The 20,139-nt window shown below is 65.9% G+C and carries 18 protein-coding genes and 2 pseudogenes; 10 read left to right on the top strand and 10 right to left on the bottom strand.

Features of this window, described 5'->3' with window-relative positions; all coding sequences use genetic code 11:
* Window positions 1-86: 86 nt before the first annotated feature.
* Complete coding sequence (locus KZ491_RS01935; protein WP_222564170.1) at window positions 87-542, bottom strand: hypothetical protein; 456 nt, start codon at window positions 540-542, stop codon at window positions 87-89.
* 152 nt (window positions 543-694) lie between these two features.
* On the opposite strand from KZ491_RS01935, the gene cysS reads away from it, so the two are divergent.
* Entirely contained in the window at window positions 695-2,119 is a 1,425-nt protein-coding gene (gene cysS / locus KZ491_RS01930) for a cysteine--tRNA ligase (RefSeq protein WP_222564169.1), read from the top strand.
* A 131-nt stretch (window positions 2,120-2,250) separates the two neighbouring features.
* Window positions 2,251-2,694, top strand: a complete 444-nt coding sequence (locus KZ491_RS01925) for a SufE family protein (RefSeq protein WP_222564703.1) — start codon at window positions 2,251-2,253, stop codon at window positions 2,692-2,694.
* Between the two features lie 93 nt (window positions 2,695-2,787).
* Here the strand turns inward: KZ491_RS01925 and dksA are convergent, their stop codons facing one another.
* Window positions 2,788-3,771: an RNA polymerase-binding protein DksA gene (gene dksA, locus KZ491_RS01920; protein ID WP_425493069.1), complete on the bottom strand. Its 984-nt coding sequence runs from the start codon at window positions 3,769-3,771 to the stop codon at window positions 2,788-2,790.
* A gap of 209 nt (window positions 3,772-3,980) precedes the next feature.
* Between dksA and yidD the strand changes: the two genes are divergently transcribed.
* From yidD to KZ491_RS01905, 3 genes and pseudogenes are all read left to right on the top strand, one after another.
* Entirely contained in the window at window positions 3,981-4,202 is a 222-nt protein-coding gene (gene yidD / locus KZ491_RS01915; protein ID WP_193986817.1) for a membrane protein insertion efficiency factor YidD, read from the top strand.
* A gap of 28 nt (window positions 4,203-4,230) precedes the next feature.
* The gene (locus KZ491_RS01910) at window positions 4,231-5,583 is read left to right on the top strand and encodes a dihydroorotase (RefSeq protein WP_222564168.1); all 1,353 of its coding nucleotides are present in this window, start codon (window positions 4,231-4,233) and stop codon (window positions 5,581-5,583) included.
* Between the two features lie 143 nt (window positions 5,584-5,726).
* A pseudogene (locus KZ491_RS01905) lies at window positions 5,727-6,470 on the top strand (M23 family metallopeptidase); the annotation flags it as partial.
* A gap of 16 nt (window positions 6,471-6,486) precedes the next feature.
* On the opposite strand, the gene KZ491_RS01900 reads toward KZ491_RS01905, so the two are convergent.
* The 6 genes from KZ491_RS01900 to efp form a co-directional block, all read right to left on the bottom strand.
* Window positions 6,487-8,187 (bottom strand): diguanylate cyclase, encoded by a 1,701-nt coding sequence (locus KZ491_RS01900; RefSeq protein WP_222564166.1) that lies wholly within the window; start codon window positions 8,185-8,187, stop codon window positions 6,487-6,489.
* A 145-nt stretch (window positions 8,188-8,332) separates the two neighbouring features.
* Window positions 8,333-9,088 carry a squalene/phytoene synthase family protein gene (locus KZ491_RS01895; protein WP_222564165.1) on the bottom strand — a complete coding sequence of 252 codons (756 nt, stop codon included), beginning with the start codon at window positions 9,086-9,088 and terminating at the stop codon, window positions 8,333-8,335.
* Window positions 9,085-9,753 (bottom strand): phosphoglycolate phosphatase, encoded by a 669-nt coding sequence (locus KZ491_RS01890; protein WP_222564701.1) that lies wholly within the window; start codon window positions 9,751-9,753, stop codon window positions 9,085-9,087. The genes KZ491_RS01895 and KZ491_RS01890 overlap by 4 nt, the downstream gene beginning before the upstream one ends.
* A gap of 2 nt (window positions 9,754-9,755) precedes the next feature.
* Window positions 9,756-10,478 carry a bifunctional 2-polyprenyl-6-hydroxyphenol methylase/3-demethylubiquinol 3-O-methyltransferase UbiG gene (gene ubiG, locus KZ491_RS01885; RefSeq protein ID WP_222564164.1) on the bottom strand — a complete coding sequence of 241 codons (723 nt, stop codon included), beginning with the start codon at window positions 10,476-10,478 and terminating at the stop codon, window positions 9,756-9,758.
* A gap of 19 nt (window positions 10,479-10,497) precedes the next feature.
* Window positions 10,498-11,835, bottom strand: a complete 1,338-nt coding sequence (locus KZ491_RS01880) for a TRZ/ATZ family hydrolase (RefSeq protein WP_222564163.1) — start codon at window positions 11,833-11,835, stop codon at window positions 10,498-10,500.
* A complete protein-coding gene (efp, locus tag KZ491_RS01875) occupies window positions 11,835-12,401 on the bottom strand; it encodes an elongation factor P (protein ID WP_222564162.1) in 567 nt (188 codons plus the stop codon). The genes KZ491_RS01880 and efp overlap by 1 nt, the downstream gene beginning before the upstream one ends.
* 113 nt (window positions 12,402-12,514) lie before the next feature.
* Here efp and epmB point away from each other — a divergent pair, with 113 nt between their 5' ends.
* Complete coding sequence (gene epmB / locus KZ491_RS01870) at window positions 12,515-13,567, top strand: EF-P beta-lysylation protein EpmB (protein ID WP_222564161.1); 1,053 nt, start codon at window positions 12,515-12,517, stop codon at window positions 13,565-13,567.
* Between the two features lie 102 nt (window positions 13,568-13,669).
* Window positions 13,670-15,748, top strand: coding sequence for an EAL domain-containing response regulator (locus KZ491_RS01865; protein ID WP_222564160.1), 2,079 nt, complete (start codon window positions 13,670-13,672; stop codon window positions 15,746-15,748).
* Between the two features lie 84 nt (window positions 15,749-15,832).
* Here the strand turns inward: KZ491_RS01865 and htpX are convergent, their stop codons facing one another.
* Entirely contained in the window at window positions 15,833-16,735 is a 903-nt protein-coding gene (gene htpX, locus KZ491_RS01860; protein WP_222564700.1) for a protease HtpX, read from the bottom strand.
* A gap of 121 nt (window positions 16,736-16,856) precedes the next feature.
* On the opposite strand from htpX, the gene gluQRS reads away from it, so the two are divergent.
* From gluQRS to phaR, 3 genes and pseudogenes are all read left to right on the top strand, one after another.
* Window positions 16,857-17,783, top strand: a complete 927-nt coding sequence (gene gluQRS / locus KZ491_RS01855; RefSeq protein WP_222564159.1) for a tRNA glutamyl-Q(34) synthetase GluQRS — start codon at window positions 16,857-16,859, stop codon at window positions 17,781-17,783.
* A gap of 88 nt (window positions 17,784-17,871) precedes the next feature.
* Window positions 17,872-18,612 carry an acetoacetyl-CoA reductase gene (gene phbB / locus KZ491_RS01850; protein WP_222564158.1) on the top strand — a complete coding sequence of 247 codons (741 nt, stop codon included), beginning with the start codon at window positions 17,872-17,874 and terminating at the stop codon, window positions 18,610-18,612.
* A gap of 83 nt (window positions 18,613-18,695) precedes the next feature.
* Window positions 18,696-19,139 (top strand): annotated as a pseudogene (gene phaR / locus KZ491_RS01845) (polyhydroxyalkanoate synthesis repressor PhaR); the annotation flags it as partial.
* A 54-nt stretch (window positions 19,140-19,193) separates the two neighbouring features.
* On the opposite strand, the gene KZ491_RS01840 reads toward phaR, so the two are convergent.
* Window positions 19,194-20,111 (bottom strand): M48 family metallopeptidase, encoded by a 918-nt coding sequence (locus tag KZ491_RS01840; protein WP_222564157.1) that lies wholly within the window; start codon window positions 20,109-20,111, stop codon window positions 19,194-19,196.
* Window positions 20,112-20,139: the final 28 nt, after the last annotated feature.

The raw sequence follows: 20,139 nt of genomic DNA, 5'->3' as shown, positions 1-20,139 counted from the left end.
GATGTCGGCGTTGGCGCGGATGGCAATCATTGACCGCTGATCCTCGCACGCAGCGGCGGGCACCGCAAGTGGCTTGCGAATACCGGCTAGTTTTCGCGATTGCTGCTGACAACAGGAGTAACGCCAATGCGGATCCGCAGGCGATTGCCCGGATCCTCGGCGAGGCGCGACCGGTACTTGGAGCCCTTGTAGACATAGTCCACGTCATACGCGATCGGGCGCTGGAACTCGCGTCGGACCGGCACCACCGCGCAATCGCGCTCGTTCGCTTCCTCGGGCTCGTCGGGCTCGCGACCCAGGACACCCCTCACCGCTCCCACGACCCGCGACAGGCGGGAACCCACGTCTTCGTCCTCCGGGTCCGGCGTGCAGGTCTCCACCATCGCCGTTGCGGTGAGGGTCTGGTACACCGGCGTCACCCGCAACACCTGCGCATAGGCGAAGCGCACGTTCTCCAGCTGGGTGAGGGTCACGTCCTGTGCGCTGGCGGGAGCCGCTGCCACGGCGAACAGCAACAGGGGCAGCAGGCGAAGACACATCATCGTATTGGCGGACTCGAGCGACTGGATGCCCAAGTGTATGCGGCCAGGGACGGCGACAAATGAATCAGCGCTGTAGTGACGCCAGCCGGCCGCGCGGCTGACCCGTCGGCCTGTGAACGCTAGAATGCCGCAACGTCCCTTTCCCGTGTGCCATGAGCCTGCACCTCTACAACAGCCTGAGCCGACGGCTCGAAGCGTTTGCGCCGACCGACCCGGGCAACCCGACGATGTATGTCTGCGGGCCGACGGTCTACAACTACGTCCATATCGGCAATGCACGCGGCCCGGTGGTCTTCGGTGTGCTGGCGGATCTGTTGCGGCGGCGCTACGGCGCGCTGACCTATGCCCGCAACATCACCGACGTGGACGACAAGATCAACGCCGCCGCACGCGAGCAGCAGGTGCCGATCTCGGTCATCACCGACCGCTTTGCCGCGGCATACCGCGACGACATGGCCGCTCTGGGCGTCGCTCCGCCGGACATCGAGCCTGAGGCGACCGCACACATCGGCCCGATGATCGCGATGATCGAGCAGCTGATCGCCTCCGGGCATGCCTACGCAGCCGAAGGCCACGTGCTGTTCGCCGTTTCCAGCTTCGAGGGGTACGGCAAGCTCTCGCGTCGCAACATCGAGGACATGCTCGCCGGCGCACGCGTGGACGTGGCGCCCTACAAGCGCGACCCCGGTGATTTCGTCCTGTGGAAGCCCTCCGACGAAGGGCTGCCGGGCTGGGAATCGCCGTGGGGCCGAGGCCGCCCCGGCTGGCACATCGAATGCTCCGCAATGGCGGCCGTCCATCTGGGCGAGACCATCGATATCCATGCCGGCGGCGTGGATCTGCAGTTCCCCCACCACGAGAACGAGATCGCTCAGAGCGAGTGCGCCCATGGTGGGAAGCCGTTCGCGCGCTGGTGGCTGCACAACGGCATGCTTAACTTCGACGGCGCGAAGATGAGCAAGTCGGTCGGCAACATCGAGCGCGTCCATGACCTGGTGCAAAGGCACCCACCTGAAGCACTGCGCTACGCCCTGCTGTCCGCCCACTACCGTCAACCATTGGACTGGTCGGATGCGCTGATCGAGCGCTCCACGCGCACCCTGGACCGCCTGTACGGCACTATGCGCGACATCGATGCGCTCGCGGGCGATGCCGCGCCGGCCAGTACTGTGGATGTGCCGATACCGGCCGCGATCGAAGCGGCGCTGGACGACGACCTCAATACGCCACAGGCGCTGTCGGAGCTGGCATCCATCGCTACCAGGGCGCGCGGGATGCGCAACACGCTCGCTGCTGCAGGCGAAAACCCAAACCCGGCACAGTTGGCCCCGCTGCTGGCGTCCGCGACCGAGCTGCGCGCCGCAGGACGCGCGCTCGGGCTGCTGCAGCAGTCGCCCGAAGCGTGGTTCAACCGCGGCGGCGATGACGATGCCCATATCCAGGCGCTGATCGACGAGCGCACCGCCGCCAAGGCCGCCAAGGACTTCGCCCGCGCCGACGCCATTCGCGACCAGCTGGCAACCGAAGGCGTGGTGCTTGAAGACACGCCGTCAGGCGTGCGCTGGAAACGTGCCTGAACCGGTTCACGCTCTGCCGCATCTTTACGGGTTGACCGGTTTCCCTCCTGGACTCCCCGTCTCGCCGCTACCAATCCGTTGGCGCGAACCACCCATTTTTCAAAGCGAGCCGTACCGTGTCTGAAGCCAACCTGCCGACTCCGTTCCCACTGGAACCCAGCGCTGCCGAAGCGCAAGCCGCCATTCACGACGAGTTCGCGTTCTTCGGTGACTGGTCGGAGCGTTACCAGTACCTCATCGACCTGGGACGGAAACTGCCGGACCTTCCCCCCGAATTGAAGACCGAGGAGCATCGCCTGCTCGGTTGCCAGTCGATGGTCTGGATCGTGAGCAGCGGCAATACCGACAAGCTCGACTTCCATGCCATCAGCGATTCAGCCATCGTCTCCGGCCTTATCTACCTGGCGTTGCGCGTCTATTCCGGCCGCAGCGCCAGCGAGATCGTCGCCACCGATGCGGATTACATCGGCGATATCGGCCTGGCCAAGCACCTCTCGCCCACTCGCAACAACGGCCTGGCGGCCCTGCTCGCCTTCATCCGCGAGACCGCCAAGCAAGCGTTGGGGGAAACTTGAGTTATCGCTAGCCCGTAAACGGAAAAACCCCGCCATGGGCGGGGTTCCGGATAGGGCGCGCTGTGCGCGACACGGCCGCACAACGCAGCCGGGTCAGTCACCCATCTGCTTGCGCAGGTGCTCCCAACGTTCCTGCGCATCGATCGTGCGTTCGGCGGTCAACCGGGCATCCAGCCGCTCCAGACCGATTTCCTCACCGGTATCCACGCAATAGCCGTAATCACCGGTATCCACGCGCTTGAGCGTGCTGTCGATCTTGCTGATCAGCTTGCGGTAGCGGTCCCGGGTCCGAAGTTCCAGCGAGTTCTCGGTCTCGCGGGTCGCGCGCTCGGCCTCGTCGCCCACGTCACGGACTTCATCCTTCAGGTTCTCGATGGTCTGCTTGGACTCTTCGACCAGGTCGTCACGCCACTGCAGCAGGCGCTGGCGGAAGTACTCGAGCTGCAGAGCGCTCATGTATTCCTCCTCGACCGACGGGAAATAGTCCTTCGGCACGATCGGGCGACCCGATGCCTTGTCGATCTTGTGCGGGATCACCTTGAACTTCGTCTTTGGCGCGGGCGCCTGCGGCTTGCCCACAACCGCGACCGCCACCTTGCTCAGACGGCGCTTGGCCGGCGCGGCGGATTTAACCGGCTCGTTTACCGGAGCGGCAGTTTTTGCGGGCGATTTGGCGACTTTTTTCACTGCGGTTTTCTTGGCTGGCGCCTTTTTCGCCGGAGCGGGCGTCGCCGCTACGCTCTTGGTGGGCGCTTCCTTTTTCAGGGCAACCTTTTTGGCTGCGGCTTTCTTGGCTACCGGCGCCTTCTTCGTCGCGGCAGCGGATTTGGTGGTCGTTTTCTTGGCACTCGGCTTGCTGTCGATGGTACTGGCTACCTTCTTTTTCGCGGCCGCCTTGCTGGCAGGAGCCGTCTTGGATGGGGACTTGGCCGCCGGTTCAGCGGCTGCGGCGGACTTGGGGGCGGCGGGAGACTTCGCTGCCTTTGCCGTCTTCTTGGCCGCGGTCTTGCCTGGGGCCAGATCGGACGTGATCTTGGTTGTCTTGGCGACCTTCGTCGCGGATTTTTTAACGGCCACGAGCCACCTGTCCTGTTTCGGTTCCCTTGTGACGGGAAAGCGCGCTGTTATACCCTGCCCCAGCACCCGCGGCAACTACGCGAGAACGATGCCGCAAGTTATTCACCCGTCAGGCGCCGGCTGCAAGGCCAACGCTCCCGCTGCTGGACAGAGCGGTTATTCCCTTCATTCTACATTTCGCGCGTGACGACTGCCTGACATGGATCACCGTGATTGACCGACTGCTCATCGCGCTGCTGCGAGGATACAAGCGCTGGATCAGTCCCTTGCTGGGGCCACGCTGCCGGTTCCACCCCACCTGCTCGGAGTACGCGATGCAGGCGATCGCCCGCTTCGGCGCGCTCAAGGGCGGCTGGCTGGCGTTGCGCCGCATCCTGCGTTGCCATCCGCTGCACCCGGGCGGCAATGATCCGGTCCCACCTGCGTCCTGACGCCCCCCTTTCCCGAGGACTTCCATCAATGTCATCCCCCGCCACGCTTATCGTCAATGCCCGCTTGGTCAATGAAGGCCGCGAGTTCGATTCCGACCTGCGCATTGCGGACGGCCGCATCACCGAGATCGCTCCCGGCCTGTCGGCCCGGCACGGCGAGACGGTGGTCGACGCGGCCGGTCGCAGGCTGTTGCCGGGCATGATCGACGATCAGGTCCACTTCCGGGAGCCGGGAATGGAGTACAAGGCCGACATGGCTGTTGAGTCCGGCGCCGCCGTGGCCGGCGGACTGACCAGCTTCATGGACATGCCCAACACCAGTCCGCCAACGCTGGACGCGACCGCGCTGGAGGACAAGTACGCACGAGCCGCAGGCCGCGTTTGGGGAAACTACGGCTTCTACCTGGGGACCAGCACCGACAACCTGGAGGCCATCCAGCGACTGGATCCCCGCTCGGCGCCGGGGGTCAAGGTGTTCATGGGCGCGTCCACCGGCAACATGCTGGTCGATGATCCCGAGGTGCTGGACGCGGTTTTCCGCGACGTCCCCACGCCGATCATTACCCACTGCGAAGACACGCCGATGATCGAGGCGGCGACCGCGGTCTACAAGGCCAAATACGGCGACGACATCCCGGCCGAATGCCACCCCGATATCCGCTCGCGCGAGGCGTGCATCAAGTCGACCCGGCTGGCCATCGAACTGGCCCGCCGCCATGGCACCCGGCTGCACGTGCTGCACATTTCCACCGCTGACGAGCTGGCGCTGTTCGAGCGCGGCCCGCTGATTCGCGCCGACGGCAGCCGCAAGCAGATCACCGCCGAGACCTGCATCCACTTCCTGCGCTTCGATCGCAACGACTACGCCACGCTCGGCCACCTGATCAAGTGCAACCCGGCAATCAAGGACCCGGCCGATCGCGAGGCGCTGATCCGCGCGCTGGCCGATGACGTGATCGATGTGCTCGCGACCGACCACGCACCCCATCTACTGGAAGAGAAGCAGAACGTCTATACCCGCGCGCCCAGCGGTTTGCCATTGGTCCAGTACGCGCTCAACGCGGCACTAGAACTGGTCCACGAGGGGCACCTCACAACCGCGCAGGTGGTGCAGAAATTTGCCCACGCACCCGCCCAGTTGTTCGACGTCAGCCAGCGCGGTTTCCTGCGCGAAGGCTATGCCGCCGACCTGGTTCTGATCGACGACGTGCCGCTGACGGTCCGCCGCGAGGACGTGCTGTCCAAATGCGGCTGGTCGCCGTTTGAGGGCAAGACCTTCCACAGCCGCATCGGTGCCACCTGGGTCAACGGCACGCTGGCGTGGGACGGCGAGCGCCTGGTCGGCTCGCCGAATGGCCAGCGTCTGGTGTTCGACCGATGAGGGCAGGTGTCGCGGCCACTCTGCTGGTCCTGTCCGCTTGTGCCTGCAGCACCGCGATAACCACGGCGGGGGCGGTTCCGGCGGATCCGGTCGCAGTCGATGCACGTCCGACCGCTTCCTCTTCAGCGACGAGCAAAGAGACTATCGTTTTCCCGGCCAGCGTCGAACAGGGTTCTCTGGTGATCGGAAAGGTGCCGGTCGGCAGCCGCGTCCGCCACTCGGGGCGGGATCTGCGGGTGACGCCATACGGCACCGTGGTCTTCGGCATCGCGCGTGATGCGTCAGACGCCGCCAAAGTGGAGGTCACGCCGCCGGATGGCGAACCCACCACGGCGACGATTACGGTGAAACCCCGCGACTGGCCGATTGAGCGCGTCAACGGCGTACCGCCCAGCACGGTGAAACCGGCACCGGCGCTCGCGGCCAGGATTGCGCGCGAGCAGGCGCTGGTCACCGCCGCGCGCAAGCGGGAGGATGCCCGAACGGATTTCACCCAGGCGTTCATCTGGCCGGTCGCGGGCCGCATCAGCGGGCGATTCGGCAACCAGCGCGTGTACAACGGAACGCCCGGCGCGGCCCACTCCGGCATGGATATCGCCGTGCCTGCGGGCACGCCGGTGAAGGCGCCCGCCGCCGGCGTAGTGACCTTTGCCGACGACCTATACCTGACCGGCGGTACGATTCTGCTGGACCATGGCCACGGTGTCAGCTCGAACTTCCTCCACCTCTCGCGCATGGACGTGGCAGTGGGCGACCGCGTCGAGCAAGGCCAAGTGATCGCCGCGGTTGGCGCCACCGGACGTGCAACCGGCCCTCACCTGCATTGGGGCATGAACTGGCTGGACGTGCGCGTGGATCCGCTGCTGGTGCTCGAGCGGTCGCACTGAGCGCGTCAGCCCGCGACTAGGCTGGTTCGGCAGCCGCCACCACCGGCACCCGGCCGGTAACCCGGTCCCGGCCAGCGGCCTTACTGGCGTACAACGCGGCATCGACGCGATCGAGAAGCTGCGCCGCGGTCTCGCCCTCGGCGAGCTCGGCGACACCCAGGCTGAGCGAGGCATCGAAGAGGTGGCCGTCGATCGAAAGCGGGCGACAATTGACCGCCGAGCGCAGGTTCTCTGCAACTCCCATTGCCTCCTCCAGATGGGTATCGGGCAACACCACCAGCAACTCGTCTCCGCCCCAGCGACCAAGGCTGTCGTAGGTCCGCAGCCGGTTGCGGGTTCGCAGGGCAATGATTTTCAGGCATGAATCGCCGATGCCGTGCCCGTACTCATCGTTGATGCGCTTGAACCGGTCGATATCGAAGAACACCACCGACATTGGAATCCTCCGGCGATGCGATTCCTCCACGCAGGCCTGGAGGCGGTTCTGTATCGCGGGTCGCGACATCGAACCGGTGAGCACATCCACGCTCGCCAAGCGGCTGGCACGATCACGATCGCGACGCAATTGCTGCAGGGTATCGCTCAGTCCGATCATGAAAACCAGGCCCGCAAGCACCAACGTGCCCGGCAGAGCATGCATCAGCCAGGGCGGCCCCGACCACAGACCGCTGGTCTCGCCCACCCGGACGATCAACAGCGCCATCATCGGCAGCCACGCCACCAACACGAAGTACGCCGAGCGCCGGCGTTGAAGGCAGCCATGCACGGCCGCCACCATGATCAGCACCGCTCCGAGCAGCAATATCAGGTTGCCCACCACCGGCACCCACTCGGCCTCGCTGAGCCAGGTACTGACTGTAAATATCGCGAACAGGGCCACGCAGACCGACACCATCTTCCACAACGCCGGCTGCCGGGCCCGCATGTTCAGATAGCGGGTGAGGAAGACCACGCTGAGGATCGCAATGGCCACCACGAACAGGCGCGGCAACCGCCAGTCCGCGCCGAGTTGCTCCGCCAACGCCGGCACCATGCGGATATCGCCACTGTGGGTGGCAAAGAATCCGACCTGGGCGAGCATGCCCAGACTCAGGTACGCATAACCGCGCTCGCCGATACCGATCCAGAATCCCAGTGCCAGCAGCGCCATCAACCCCAGACCGCCCAGCAATACCGCCCGCCACGCTACATGGGCCAGGTCGGCACGATGGACCTCGTAGAGCGACTCGATCGATACCGCCATCGGCGTGCTGACCGGGGACTGGACGCGCAAGTAGATGGACTCCCCTGCCGCCAGTCCCGAGGGAAGCGGAATCACCAGGCCGCGGCTGGAAAAGCCGTGGTCGGCGTCGGGGCCAAGCAGCGCACGCGTAATCGGCGCGCTGCTGCCGGGCAGCCAGGCTTCCACCGTGTTGTGACCCGGGGAATGCAACACCAGCTGCGGCTGATCCGTCGCGCTCACCCAACGGTCCGCGGTGATTCTCCACCAGCGCGGCCGGGGCGTGAACTCGTGGATTATTCCGCCTGCAACGGGGGCGAATCCCGCATCCGACGCGCCGTCGACAACCGCCACCGGAGCCGGTTCCGGATCCAGGCGGGACACCGTGAGCTGGGCTAGAGTTCCCGGCGGAGGCGCACTGGCGGCCTGTCCGGCCATCGCCATCACCAGCCCTGGCAACAGGAAAAACAGCATCAGGACGGCCAAACGTCCTGACACGGAACGTCCCGGTCCGGCCGGCGTCGCTGTTGATTTCGATAGTGTCATACGCCCCCCGCGCACTGGTTCGCAGCATAACGGGCAAACAGTGCCGAGAACACCGGAGAGGCCGGATGCGCGTATGCGCCGGCAGCCGGAGACCGGCTCAGTCGCGGGCGGATCGCCACGCGATCCAGAGCGTCTGTACGGCAGGCAAGGGTGCGGTGGCGGCACCGGCGGCCAGCCGCTTGCGGGCGAGGGCCGCCCAGATCCGTCGTACGCGGCTACCCGGACGCTCCATGGGCCACTGCCGGCCGAGCTCTGCCGTCCATACGGCGACCGGATCACCGTCGGCGGCGCGGGCAAGCATGTCCAGCGGCACGCCGCCGTCACCTTCTTGGACCATCCGCCAATGCAGCAGGTTCGCCGCGACCGCCCGCTTATCACCGGGCCCGGGGGGCGCGTCGAACAGGGTGCTGTCGATTCGGGCGACGGCAGCCGCGAATGGCTCCAGCGTGTCGAACGCAGCAGCGACGCTCGCCGGTCGCTCGCGCGTGTCGGCGAGTGCAGGCAGCGCCTGGCCGAGTGCTTGCCAAGTTGCGGGAAGGTCCTGCAGGACGGTGGCCAGCGGATGACGTCTTGCGCCCCGGGCCCAGCCGCTCAACTCCTCCTGCCACCAGCCCAGCTTGGCCCTGCCCGGTATCGGGTCGGACCCGCCCCAGGCCGCATCGACCAGTTCCTGTTGCAATGTCGCCCACGCAAGGGCCACGTCGCGCTGGTCGGCGGGAACGAAGGCCTCGGCGATATTCCACTCGGGCCAGCGGCCGCGCCACTTGGCGAGGAAGTCGGCCAGAGCGGCCGAACCATCGTCACGCGCGTCGGCAGGACGATCCACATCCTCGGTGGTGTTGGATTCGCTCATCGGATCGCTGGCCAGATGGCGGGGTCGGCAAGCGCATCCGGATCACGCACCAAAACATCGCCACCCCACTCCGCCGGGTCGTCACCATCCAGGCGATACCCCCACAGCGCCACGACCGACGGCATCCCGGCGGCGCGCGCCGCGATAATGTCGCGTTCGTCATCGCCAACGTAGACGCACGATTGGGCCGCGACGCCGAGCCGCTCGGCGGCCACCGTCAGCGGCAACGGGTCTGGCTTGCGGGCGGCCAAGGTGTCACCGCCGATGAGTACCGCACAGCGCTCCTCCCAGCCGAGTATGGGGATCAATCGCTTCGCCAGATATTCGGGCTTGTTGGTCACGATACCCCAGACCGTGCCGGCCGATTCAAGCTTTCCCAGCACCGCCTCGATGCCGTCGAAGGGAGCGCCATGAAGGCCCAGCTCCTGCTCGTACCGATTCAGGAACTCTGGAATCCAGCTCTCCCGCTCGTCCGCATCGACTTCTGGAAACGCCGCGGCGGCCATCGCGCGGGCGCCCTTGGACACATGCGGGCGCAGCTGAGCGAGCGTCATCGGCTGACGTCCACGCGACTCGCGCATGGCATTGATCGTGGCCAGCATGTCCGGCGCGCTGTCCAGCAGGGTGCCATCAAGATCGAACAGGACGGTCCGGGGAAATTCCACGCTCAGCCTGCCTTGCGCGCGGCCGCCAGGTAATTGACGCCCGTCCGGCTGGTCAGTCGGGCGGCGTTGCGCCACGGCTCGTACATCAGGCCGGTGACGTCTTCAAGCTGCAATCCCGCGGCGCGCAGCCAGCTTCCCAACTCGGAGGGTTTGATGAAGTCCCGGTAGCGGTGGGTGCCCTTCGGCAACAGCCGGGCAACATACTCGGCGCCTACGATGGCCAGCGCGAACGCGGCCGGTGTGCGGTTGAGGGTGGACACGAATAGCTGGCCGCCGGGCTTGAGCAGTGTCGCGCACGCGTTGATCACCGCCCCGGGGTCGGGCACGTGCTCAAGCATCTCCATGCAGGTGACCGCATCGAAATGGCCGGGTAGCTCGGCGGCAAGCGACTCGGCCGATTGCAGCCGATAGGTGACCGCCGCTCCACTTTCCAGCGCGTGCAAGCGCGCGACCTTGATCAATTCCGGGGCCAGGTCGATGGCGGTGACTTGAGCGCCTTTGCCGGCCAGCGCTTCACTGAGCAGGCCACCGCCGCAGCCGATATCCAGCACCTGCTTGCCGGCCAGCCCCACTTGCCCGGCGACATAGGCCAGGCGCGGTGGATTGAGCGCGTGCAGGGCCTTTTGCGGACCGTGCGGGTCCCACCAGCGGCTCGCCAGGGCGCCGAACTTGTCCAGCTCGGCCTGGCTGAAGTTGTCATCACGCACGCGGTCGGTGGTGCTCATCGGGGGTAACTCCGGGTGTTCAAGCTTGGATCGCGGCGATCCGGGTGCGCCATTGGCGCGCGTTGGCAATCAGTGCCTGGCAGTCCATGCCGACCAGTTCGCGCTGCTGCAGGCGCGCCTTGCCGTCGATCCAGACATCGGTGACCTGATGGCGACCGGTGGCGTACACCAGCTGGGATACGACATCGTGCAACGGTTGGGTTTCGATCTGCTGCAGATCCACGCAGGCAAGGTCGGCGCGCTTGCCGACCTCGATCGAGCCGACGCTGTCGTCCAGACCCATCGCCTTCGCGCCTCCCAGGGTGGCGGCACGCAATGCACTGACGGCACTGAACGCGGTCGCGTCACCCGCCACGGCCTTGGCCAACTGCGCCGCGGTGCGCATCTCGCCGAACATATCCAGGTCGTTGTTGCTGGCCGCGCCATCGGTGCCAATCGCGATATTGATGCCGGCCTGCTCGAGTTTGCCGATCGGACAGAAGCCGGATGCCAGCTTGAGGTTCGACTCCGGGCAGTGCACCACGCTGACGCCGCGCTCCGCGCACAGCGCAATTTCCGCATCGGTCAGCGAGGTCATGTGGACGGCGATCAGCCGGTCATTGACCAGGCCCAGCCGGTCCAGGCGTGCCAGAGGGCGCTGGCCGTACTTCTGCACCGATTCCTCGACCTCGTGCCCGGTCTCGTGCGTATGCAGGTGCACCGGGATGTCGAGCTGGTCCGAGAGCATCCGGATCCGCTCGAAGCTGGCATCGGAAACGGTGTAAGGCGCATGCGGAACGAACGCCATCGACACGAGTGGGTCGTGGCGCCACTGGTCGTAAACCTCGATGGCGCGATCGAAGTACTCGGCATCCGTCTTCGCCCACGCAGTGGGGAAATCGATGACCGGGAGACCGACCCGGGCGCGGAAGCCGAGCTTCTGGTACGTCGCTGCCTGCACATCGGGAAAAAAGTAGTTCTCGTTGGCGCAGGTGGTGCCGCCGCGAAGCATCTCCGCCACCGCCAGCGACACGCCATCGGCGACGAATTCCGGACCGATGACCTCTCCTTCGATCGGCCAGATGTGCTCCTGCAGCCACACCATCAACGGCAGGTCATCGGCGATACCGCGCAGCAGCGTCATCGGATTGTGGGTGTGCGCGTTGACCAGGCCGGGGATCAGCACCGAGCCCGGCCGGGCCACCGTTTCGCGGGCATGAAAACGTTGCCTGGCCTCGCCAGTCGGCAGCAATCCGACGATCGCGCCATCCGTCACGGCGACGGCATGGTCGACCAGCACGGCATCACCGGGCGCGACCGGAACCACCCAGCCCGCCTCGATCAGCAGGTCGCATTGACGCGGCGCGGTATCGGTCATTACTTGACCCGGCTGACGTATTCGCCGGAGCGCGTGTCAACCCTGATGACTTCGTCCTGGGCCACGAAAAGCGGCACGCGCACGACGGCGCCGGTTTCCAGCGTGGCCGGCTTGCCGCCGCCGCCCGAGGTGTCGCCACGCACGCCCGGATCGGTCTCGACGATTTTCAGATCGACGAAGTTGGGCGGCGTCACGAAGATCGGGTTGCCGTTCCACAGGGTCACCACGCAGTCTTCCTCGCCTTTGAGCCACTTGGCAGCATCGCCGACGCCGTTCTTGTCGGCCTGGACCTGCTCGAAGGTCTGCGGGTCCATGAAATGCCAGTGCTCACCGTCGGTGTACAGGAACTGCATGTCCGTATCCATCACGTCCGCGCCTTCCAGCGAGTCGGTCGCCTTCATGGTGACTTCCTGCGTGCGCCCGGTCTTGATGCTGCGGTACTTCACGCGGGTGAAAGCCTGGCCCTTGCCGGGCTTGATGAAGTCCGTATCAGTAATGACGCAAGGCTCATTATTGATCAGGATCTTCAGGCCGTTCTTGACGTCGTTCAAGCCGTAGGTGGCCATCTGGAACTCCTGGAGTGTGGTGGAAAACGGGATGCCGCAGGCCGCCAATTTGACGGCCCGCTAGAATGGACGGCTGCGCCCGGCGGATCTGTCGCAGGCAAAACCGGATACGAATGATAACCGCAGGCCCCTCACCCATACAGCCGGACCCCACTCCGCAACGCTGGCAACAGTTGTGGCGCGATGCGGTGCGCGATCCGCGCGAGCTGGCCGGCCTGCTTGGACTGGACCCGGACGTGCTCGCGATCAGCGATGCGGCGGCCGCCCAGTTTGCGTTGCGGGTGCCACGCGGCTTCATCGCCCGCATGCGCCGCGGCGATCCGCATGATCCGCTGCTGCGCCAGGTGCTGCCGCTGGATGCGGAGATGCAAGCGAGCCCCGGATTCAGTCTCGACGCGGTGGGCGATGGTCCGGCCAACGCCGGCACCGGGGTGATACGCAAGTACCGCGGCCGGGCGTTGCTGGTCGCCACCGGCAGCTGCGCGATCAATTGCCGCTACTGTTTTCGTCGCCACTTCCCGTATGCGGAACAGAACGCGGCGGCGGCAGGATGGAGCGAAGCGCTCGCGGCAATTGCCGCCGACCCCGGCATCGACGAGGTGATCCTCTCCGGCGGCGATCCGTGGTCGCTGGCGACAGCGAAACTCGCCGCGCTCACAGACGCATTGGCGGACATTCCGCATATCCGCCGCCTGCGCGTGCATACCCGCCTGCCGGTAGTACTGCCCGAACGGGTGGATGCGGAACTGGCGCAGTGGCTGGCCAACCTGCCATGGCCGGTCGCGGTCGTGCTGCACGCCAACCACGCCAACGAGTTCGACGAACACGTCGATGCGGCCGTCGCGCGCCTGCGCGATACGGGCGCGACGGTTCTCAACCAGGCCGTGCTGCTGCGGGGCGTCAATGACTCGGTGGATGCACTGGCGGCGCTGAGCGAGCGTGGCTTTGCGGCGGGTGTGCTGCCGTATTACCTGCACCAGCTGGACCGCGTTCAGGGCGCCGCGCATTTCGAAGTCGACGATGCCCGCGCCCTGGAGCTGCACGCGCAGCTCGCCGTGCGCCTGTCGGGCTATCTGGTGCCTCGACTGGTGCGCGAGGTGGCCGGCGACACCGGCAAACGCCCACTGAGAGCACTGAGCGACGGCAACCAGTCCACCGCTGGATAGCCACGATCGTTGGTCACCACGCGGCATGAAGTGACCCAACGCAAGTCTTGGGTGACACTCTTGCGCGATACTCGCCGTCCAAAGCACCGGGAAGGAACGCAGATGCAACTGGGAAAGGACAAGACGCTGCGGGTGATGATCGTTGACGACAGCGTCGATGACGCCGAGGCCATCGCCAACACACTTCGCAACAGCGGGATTGCAGTGCGTCCCAGTCGCCCGGAGACCCCGGACGAGCTTGCCGGCTTGCTCGCCAGCCAGCCCCTGGACCTGCTGCTGGTGTCCCGGAGCTCGCAGGCCATCCCCTTGGAGCAGGTCGCTGCGCAGGTGGGCAGCAGCGGCAAGGACCTGCCGATGCTGGCGATGGTCGAGACCATGGATACCCAGCAGATGCTGGAAATGGCCAACCTTGGCATCCGCGCCGCCGTCCTGCGCGGCCAGCCCGCGCATATGGAAGCGGTGATCCGCCGCGAGTGGAGCGACCTGGAGGCCCGGCGCGCGCTGCGCCGGCTGGAATCGCAGGTGCGCGAAACCGAACGCCGCTGCGACGCATTGATCGACTCGTCCCGGGACCCGATCGCCTACGTGCACGAGGGCATGCACATCCGCGCCAACAGCGCCTACCTGGAGATGTTCGGCTTCGAGTCCTTCGAGGACATCGAGGGGATGTCCCTGCTGGATCTGATCGCGCCACAGCACATCGATGAATTCCGCGAGCTGTTGAAGCGCCTGGGCAAGGGCGAGGCCGCGCCAACGCGCCACGAAATCGAAGCGCGCACGCTGGACGGCACCGGCTTTCCGGCGGTGATGGAGTTCACCTCGGCCACCTACGAGGGCGAAGCCTGCCAGCAGATCGTCCTGCGCCGACAGGAGCTGGATCCCGAGCTGGTCCGCGAGATGGAGGAGCTGCGCCATCGCGACCAGGTCACCGGCCTGCTCAACCGCGCCAGCTTCCTGCGCACGCTGGAGGACGCCGTTACCGATGCCGCCCGCGACGCAGGACGCCAGGGATTCCTGCTGGTGGAACCCGACCACTATGCCCACCTGCTGCAGGACATCGGCCTGGATGCCGCCGACGAGCTGATTGCCGCGTGCGCAAAGCGACTGCAGAGCGCACTGGGGGAAAATGATGTCGCGGCGCGTTTCAGCGAACACCAGTTCGCCGTCCTCCGCCCCGACAGCGACTATCACGACACCGCCGCGCTGGGCGAGTCGATCCGCGCCGCCTTCGCCGATCACGTGCTGGAGACGGAGGCCCACTCGCTCAATGCCACTGTCAGCATCGGCGGCGTCCAGATCGGGCAGAAGATCGCCAGCGTCCCCGAAGTGCTGGGCAAGGCGCACGAAACCGTACAGGCCAACCTGGCGGTCGGCGGTAACCGGGTGGAGATCTTCGACCCCGGCGCGGTGGACCGCGCCGAGCAGGAGCGGATCGATGCGTGGGTGACCCGGATCCGCGACTCCATCGACGGTGACCGCTTCACCCTGCACTACCAACCGCTGATCGGCCTGCATGGCGAGCCGATCGAGATCTACGACGCCTACCTGCGCATGCTCGGCGAACACGGCGAACTGGTCCCGCCGCCCGCGTTCCTGCCCATTGCCGAGGAACACGGCCTGCTGTGGGAGATCGATCGCTGGGTGGTGGGCAAGGCAATCCATGCGATCGGTGCGCGCATGAAGGCGGGCCATCGCACGACGCTGATGGTGCGCATCAGTGAAGTGTCCTTGCAGGACGACAGCCTGGCGCAGCACATCACCGAGCGCCTGGCCAAATTCGACGCCGACGGCGCCCTGCTGGTCCTGCAGTTGCCAGAGTCCAAGGTGTTCACCCACCTCAAGGCGGCCAAGGATTTCCAGCAGCAGATGGCCAAGCTCGGGGTTCGGGTCGGCCTGGAGCAGTTCGGCAGCGGCTTGAACTCCTTCCAGCTGCTGAGCCATTTCGATGCGGCGTTCCTGAAGCTCGACCGCAGCTTCATGGAAGATCTGCCGGCCAATCCCGAGTACCAGGCGAGGGTCCGCGAGATTGCCGCGAAGGCGCGGGAAACCGGACCCCAGACCATCGCCGAATTCGTCCAGGACGCGGCCAGCATGAGCGTGCTGTTCGCTGCCGGGATCGACTATGCGCAAGGCCAGTTCCTGGCCGGCGCCGGACCCGAAATGGATTACACGTTCGGCTGAGCGCGGAGACCGGCAACTGGTTCAAGCAGGCCAAGCACAAAAACCCGCCGGATGGCGGGTTTTTGCTGGCATCGAGAATGCGGGTCAGGCCACCGTACGCACGGTGTTGGCCCGCGCCCGCAGCGCGCCGATACGCTCCTCCAGCGGCGGGTGGCTGAGCAGCAGGCGGCGCAAGCCATGGCCCACCGCGCCGCTGATGCCGAACGCGGCCACCTGGTTCGGCAGGGTGTTGACGCCGTGGTTCTGGCCGAGCCTCTGCAAAGCGGCAATCATCTTGTCCCGACCCGCCAGGCTCGCGCCGCCGGCATCGGCGCGGAACTCGCGGTAGCGCGAGAACCACATCGCAATCATGTTCGCCAGCAGGCCAAAGACCATGTCCAGCACGAACACGGTGATGTAGTAGCCAAAGCCGACCCCGTTGCCCTCGCGGTTGCCGCTCAGGTAGCTGTCGACGATCCGTCCGACAATACGGGCCGCGACGATCACGAACGTGTTGAGCACGCCCTGCACCAGCGCCATCGTCACCATGTCGCCGTTGGCCACGTGGCTGACCTCGTGGGCAAGCACCGCTTCCGCCTCGTCCCTGCTCATCGCGCCCAGCAGGCCGGTGGATACCGCCACCAGCGAGTTGTTGCGAGTCGGGCCGGTGGCGAAAGCGTTGATCTCCGGCGCCTCATAGATGGCAACCTCCGGCATCTTGATCCCGGCTGCCTCGGCCTGCCTGCGCACCGTGGCGACCAGCCACTGCTCGGCCTCGTTGCGCGGCGTCTCGATCACCTGTGCACCGGTGGAGCGCTTCGCCGCCCACTTCGAAATCATCAACGAGATCAGTGAACCGCCAAAGCCGAAGATCAACGCGAACACCAGCAAGGTGCCGTTGTCACCCAGCCGGATGCCGAAAACACCCTGCAGTACGCTCAACACCACGCCCAACAGCACCATCACTGCCAGGTTGGTGGCCAGAAACAACCCGATCCGCTTGAACATCGACATTTCCCTTCCTGCGCAGGTTGCGCAGCTGTATCGCAATCTGTGGCACGCTCGGGCCGAATTCAAGAGCCAGCGACCTCGAAGCACCATGGCATCAGACCCGGATTGCCCGCAGTTGATGACCGACGGAGCGCAGCCGCGCGCTACCGCGCCGCGGAGCACCTACCGCGGCCGGTTCGCGCCCTCCCCGACCGGTCCACTGCATGCGGGCTCGCTGCTGTCCGCGCTCGGCAGCTGGCTGCTCGCCCGCTCAGCCGGTGGCCAATGGCTGGTACGCATCGAGGACGTTGACCGCACCCGCGAGGTCGCCGGCGCCGCCGCGGCCCAACTGTCCGCGCTGCATGCATTCGGACTGCACCCCGACGCGCCGGTGGTGCACCAGTCGCAACGCGGGCCGCGCTATCAGCAAGCGCTACAAAAATTACTCGACGCCGGGCTCGCCTTCGAGTGCCACTGCAGCCGTGGCCAGCTGGCCGCGGTTGGCGGAATCCATCGCCGCTGCCTGGCACGGTCGAATCGCCGCGACCCCGCGATCCGCTTTCGGGTCGCCGACAACAGCCGGATCTCCTTCACCGACCGGATCCGTGGAACCGTGCAGCAGGATGTGGACCGCGAGGTCGGCGATTTCGTCATCCGCCGTTCGGATGGATGCTGGGCCTACCAGTTGGCCGTGGTGGTGGACGACGCCGCACAGGGCATCACCGAAGTGGTCCGGGGGGCGGATCTGATCGGCTCCACCGCGCGCCAGATCCTGCTGCAACGTGGATTGGGCCTGCCGACCCCGCGCTACGCCCATTTGCCCGTGTTGCTGGACGCGGCCGGCAAAAAGCTGTCCAAGTCAGAGCGCGCGCATCCATTGGACCCGTCCGATCCGGTTCCGGCCCTGCGTAGCGCGTGGCGAATGCTCGGCCAGGATCTCGCCTGCCTAGGCGACGCCGCCGACGTGGAGACGCTTCTGGACCGGGCCGTTGCGAACTTTGAACCCGGTCGGATCCCGGCCCAACCGGCGCGGAGCGAACCGTTCGCGGCCTCGCACAAACGCTGAGGCTCTGATACACCTTGGATACCCCGCGCCAGGCATCACCCGCCTGCCGCAAGCGTAAATCCCACCGGCCCTCGTCTAGGAGAACACCATGTCGCAACGCATCGCTCTGGTCACTGGAGGTGCCGGCGGAATCGGCACCGCAATCATCAAGCGCCTCAGCAAAATGGGCCACAAGGTGGCGACCAACTACCGCGACGAGGCCCGCGGACGCGCCTGGCAGGAGAAAATGAAGGCGGAGGGTTATGACGTCGTGCTCGCTGCCGGCGACGTGTCCTGCCCCGAGCAGAGCGCGGCGATGGTCCGCGACATCGAGAATCAGCTCGGGCCGGTCGACATCCTGATCAACAATGCCGGCATCACCCGCGACGCCACGTTCCACCGGATGACCCCGCAGCAGTGGGAGGAGGTGATCTGCACCAACCTCAACTCGTGCTTCAACGTCACCCGCGCGGTCATCGAAGGGATGCGGGCACGAAAGTGGGGGCGCATCGTCCAGATCAGCTCAATCAACGGACAGAAGGGTCAGTACGGCCAGGCCAACTACGCCGCGGCCAAGGCGGGCATGCACGGCTTCACCATCTCGCTGGCGCAGGAAAACGCACGGATGGGAATCACCGTCAACACGGTATCCCCGGGTTACATCGGTACCGAGATGGTGATGGCCGTACCCGAGGAGATCCGCGAGAAGATCATCGCCCAGATTCCCACTGGCAGGCTCGGCACGCCCGAGGAAATCGCCTACGCGGTGAGCTTCTTCATTCCCGACGAAGCCGGCTGGATCACCGGTGCAAACCTGTCTGCCAACGGTGGCCAATACATGGGCTGGTAGCATCGCCTGCGCCCCGGGCGATGTTGCAAGCCTCCGGTTGCTCCGCCATGCTGCGGGGCATCATTGCTGCAGGCGAGCTGTCGATGTCATCCAAGCGTGTCATCAAGAAATATCCCAACCGGCGTCTTTACGACACCCGCATCTCGAGCTACATCACCATCGAGGATGTGCGCCAGTTGATCATCGATGGCGAGGAGTTCGAGGTCGTTGATGCGCGATCCGGCGAGGATCTGACCCGCCAGGTGTTGCTGCAGATCATCACCGAGCACGAGCAGGATGGAGAGCCGATGCTCTCCACCGAGCTGCTGAGCCAGATCATCCGCTTCTACGGCGACTCGCTCCAGGGCTATATGGGCAGCTACCTGGAGCAGTCGATGCAGGCCTTCCTCGATCAGCAGCAGCAATTCCGCAAGCAGATAGGCAACGTGCTGGGCCAGACGCCGTGGACGATGATGAATCAGCTCACCGAGCGCAACATGAGCTTGTGGAAGGAATTCCAGAAGAACTTCTCCGCCAGCGTCGGCCAGACGCCCAGGTCCGAGCGCAAGACCGACGAGCCGTCGGATTCCTGATCGCAGCCGTTACTGTGGCGTGCCGCCGCAGTACTTCTCGTAGAACCCCATCGCCTGGGGCATGAGCCCCTGCAGCGTCTGGATACGGTTGGCCGGATCCGGATGGGTCGAGGCGAACTCCGGCGGACGCGCACCGCCGCCCAACTGTGACATGCGCTCCCACAACGGCACCGCTGCACGGGGGTCGTAGCAGGCCGCCGCGGCGAGCATCAATCCGATCTGGTCAGCCTGGGTTTCGTGGTTCCGCCCGTACGGAAGGATCAGCCCGTACTGCGCACCGGCGCCGAGGGCAGCCATTACCGCCTGTTGCTGCTGTGGATCCATACCGTCCACGGCCATGCTCGCCGCGATCTGTCCCATCTGCACCAGGTTTTGCTGGGCCATGCGCTGCGAGCCATGCCGCAACAGCGCGTGGGCGATTTCGTGCCCCATCACGACCGCCATCGCGTCCTCGGTCTGGGTGATCGGCATCAGCCCGGTGTAGACGGCCATCTTCCCGCCGGGCAGGCAGAAGGCATTTGCCTCGTCGGACTGGATCACGCTGACGTCCCACTGGAAATCCTGGTAGGTGGTCGGCGCCTGCTGCTGGTTCTGCGCAGCGAGATCCGCGGTCACCTGCGGTACCTTTTCGATCAGTCGGTTGGCGATCGCGCGGATCTGGCGGCTGGCCGGCGCATCGGGCGGCAACAGCGCACCCTGGCCCTGTGCATCCGCCTTGACCTGGCGATAGGCCTGGGCGCCCAGGTCGACTTCTTTACTGGTGCTGACGCCGTAGTGCGCGGTCTCGCCGGTGTACGGATCCGTCTCGGCTGAGCCGAACCACTGCCACGCGGCGAAGGCGGCGAATGCCACCAGGATCCACCAGCGCACGCCAACACCGCGGCGACGCCCCGGACCAGGCCGATTTCCCATGCGATCGGAGTTCATCGTGTTTCCTCAAAGGGGCCGGGGTGCT

It is taken from the genome of Novilysobacter antarcticus, from assembly GCF_019802285.1.
GTDB lineage: Bacteria > Pseudomonadota > Gammaproteobacteria > Xanthomonadales > Xanthomonadaceae > Novilysobacter > Novilysobacter antarcticus.
This window is presented reverse-complemented; position numbering and strand designations above follow the sequence as displayed.

Coding starts and splice junctions, on each gene's coding strand:
- ubiG (WP_222564164.1), bottom strand. CDS start 10,478: ATGAGCACCACCGACCGCGTGCGTGATGACAACTTCAGCCAGGCCGAG.
- KZ491_RS01865 (WP_222564160.1), top strand. CDS start 13,670: ATGCAACTGGGAAAGGACAAGACGCTGCGGGTGATGATCGTTGACGAC.
- phbB (WP_222564158.1), top strand. CDS start 17,872: ATGTCGCAACGCATCGCTCTGGTCACTGGAGGTGCCGGCGGAATCGGC.
- KZ491_RS01910 (WP_222564168.1), top strand. CDS start 4,231: ATGTCATCCCCCGCCACGCTTATCGTCAATGCCCGCTTGGTCAATGAA.
- efp (WP_222564162.1), bottom strand. CDS start 12,401: ATGGCCACCTACGGCTTGAACGACGTCAAGAACGGCCTGAAGATCCTG.
- epmB (WP_222564161.1), top strand. CDS start 12,515: ATGATAACCGCAGGCCCCTCACCCATACAGCCGGACCCCACTCCGCAA.
- htpX (WP_222564700.1), bottom strand. CDS start 16,735: ATGTTCAAGCGGATCGGGTTGTTTCTGGCCACCAACCTGGCAGTGATG.
- gluQRS (WP_222564159.1), top strand. CDS start 16,857: ATGACCGACGGAGCGCAGCCGCGCGCTACCGCGCCGCGGAGCACCTAC.
- KZ491_RS01880 (WP_222564163.1), bottom strand. CDS start 11,835: ATGACCGATACCGCGCCGCGTCAATGCGACCTGCTGATCGAGGCGGGC.
- KZ491_RS01895 (WP_222564165.1), bottom strand. CDS start 9,088: ATGAGCGAATCCAACACCACCGAGGATGTGGATCGTCCTGCCGACGCG.
- KZ491_RS01935 (WP_222564170.1), bottom strand. CDS start 542: ATGATGTGTCTTCGCCTGCTGCCCCTGTTGCTGTTCGCCGTGGCAGCG.
- KZ491_RS01840 (WP_222564157.1), bottom strand. CDS start 20,111: ATGAACTCCGATCGCATGGGAAATCGGCCTGGTCCGGGGCGTCGCCGC.
- cysS (WP_222564169.1), top strand. CDS start 695: ATGAGCCTGCACCTCTACAACAGCCTGAGCCGACGGCTCGAAGCGTTT.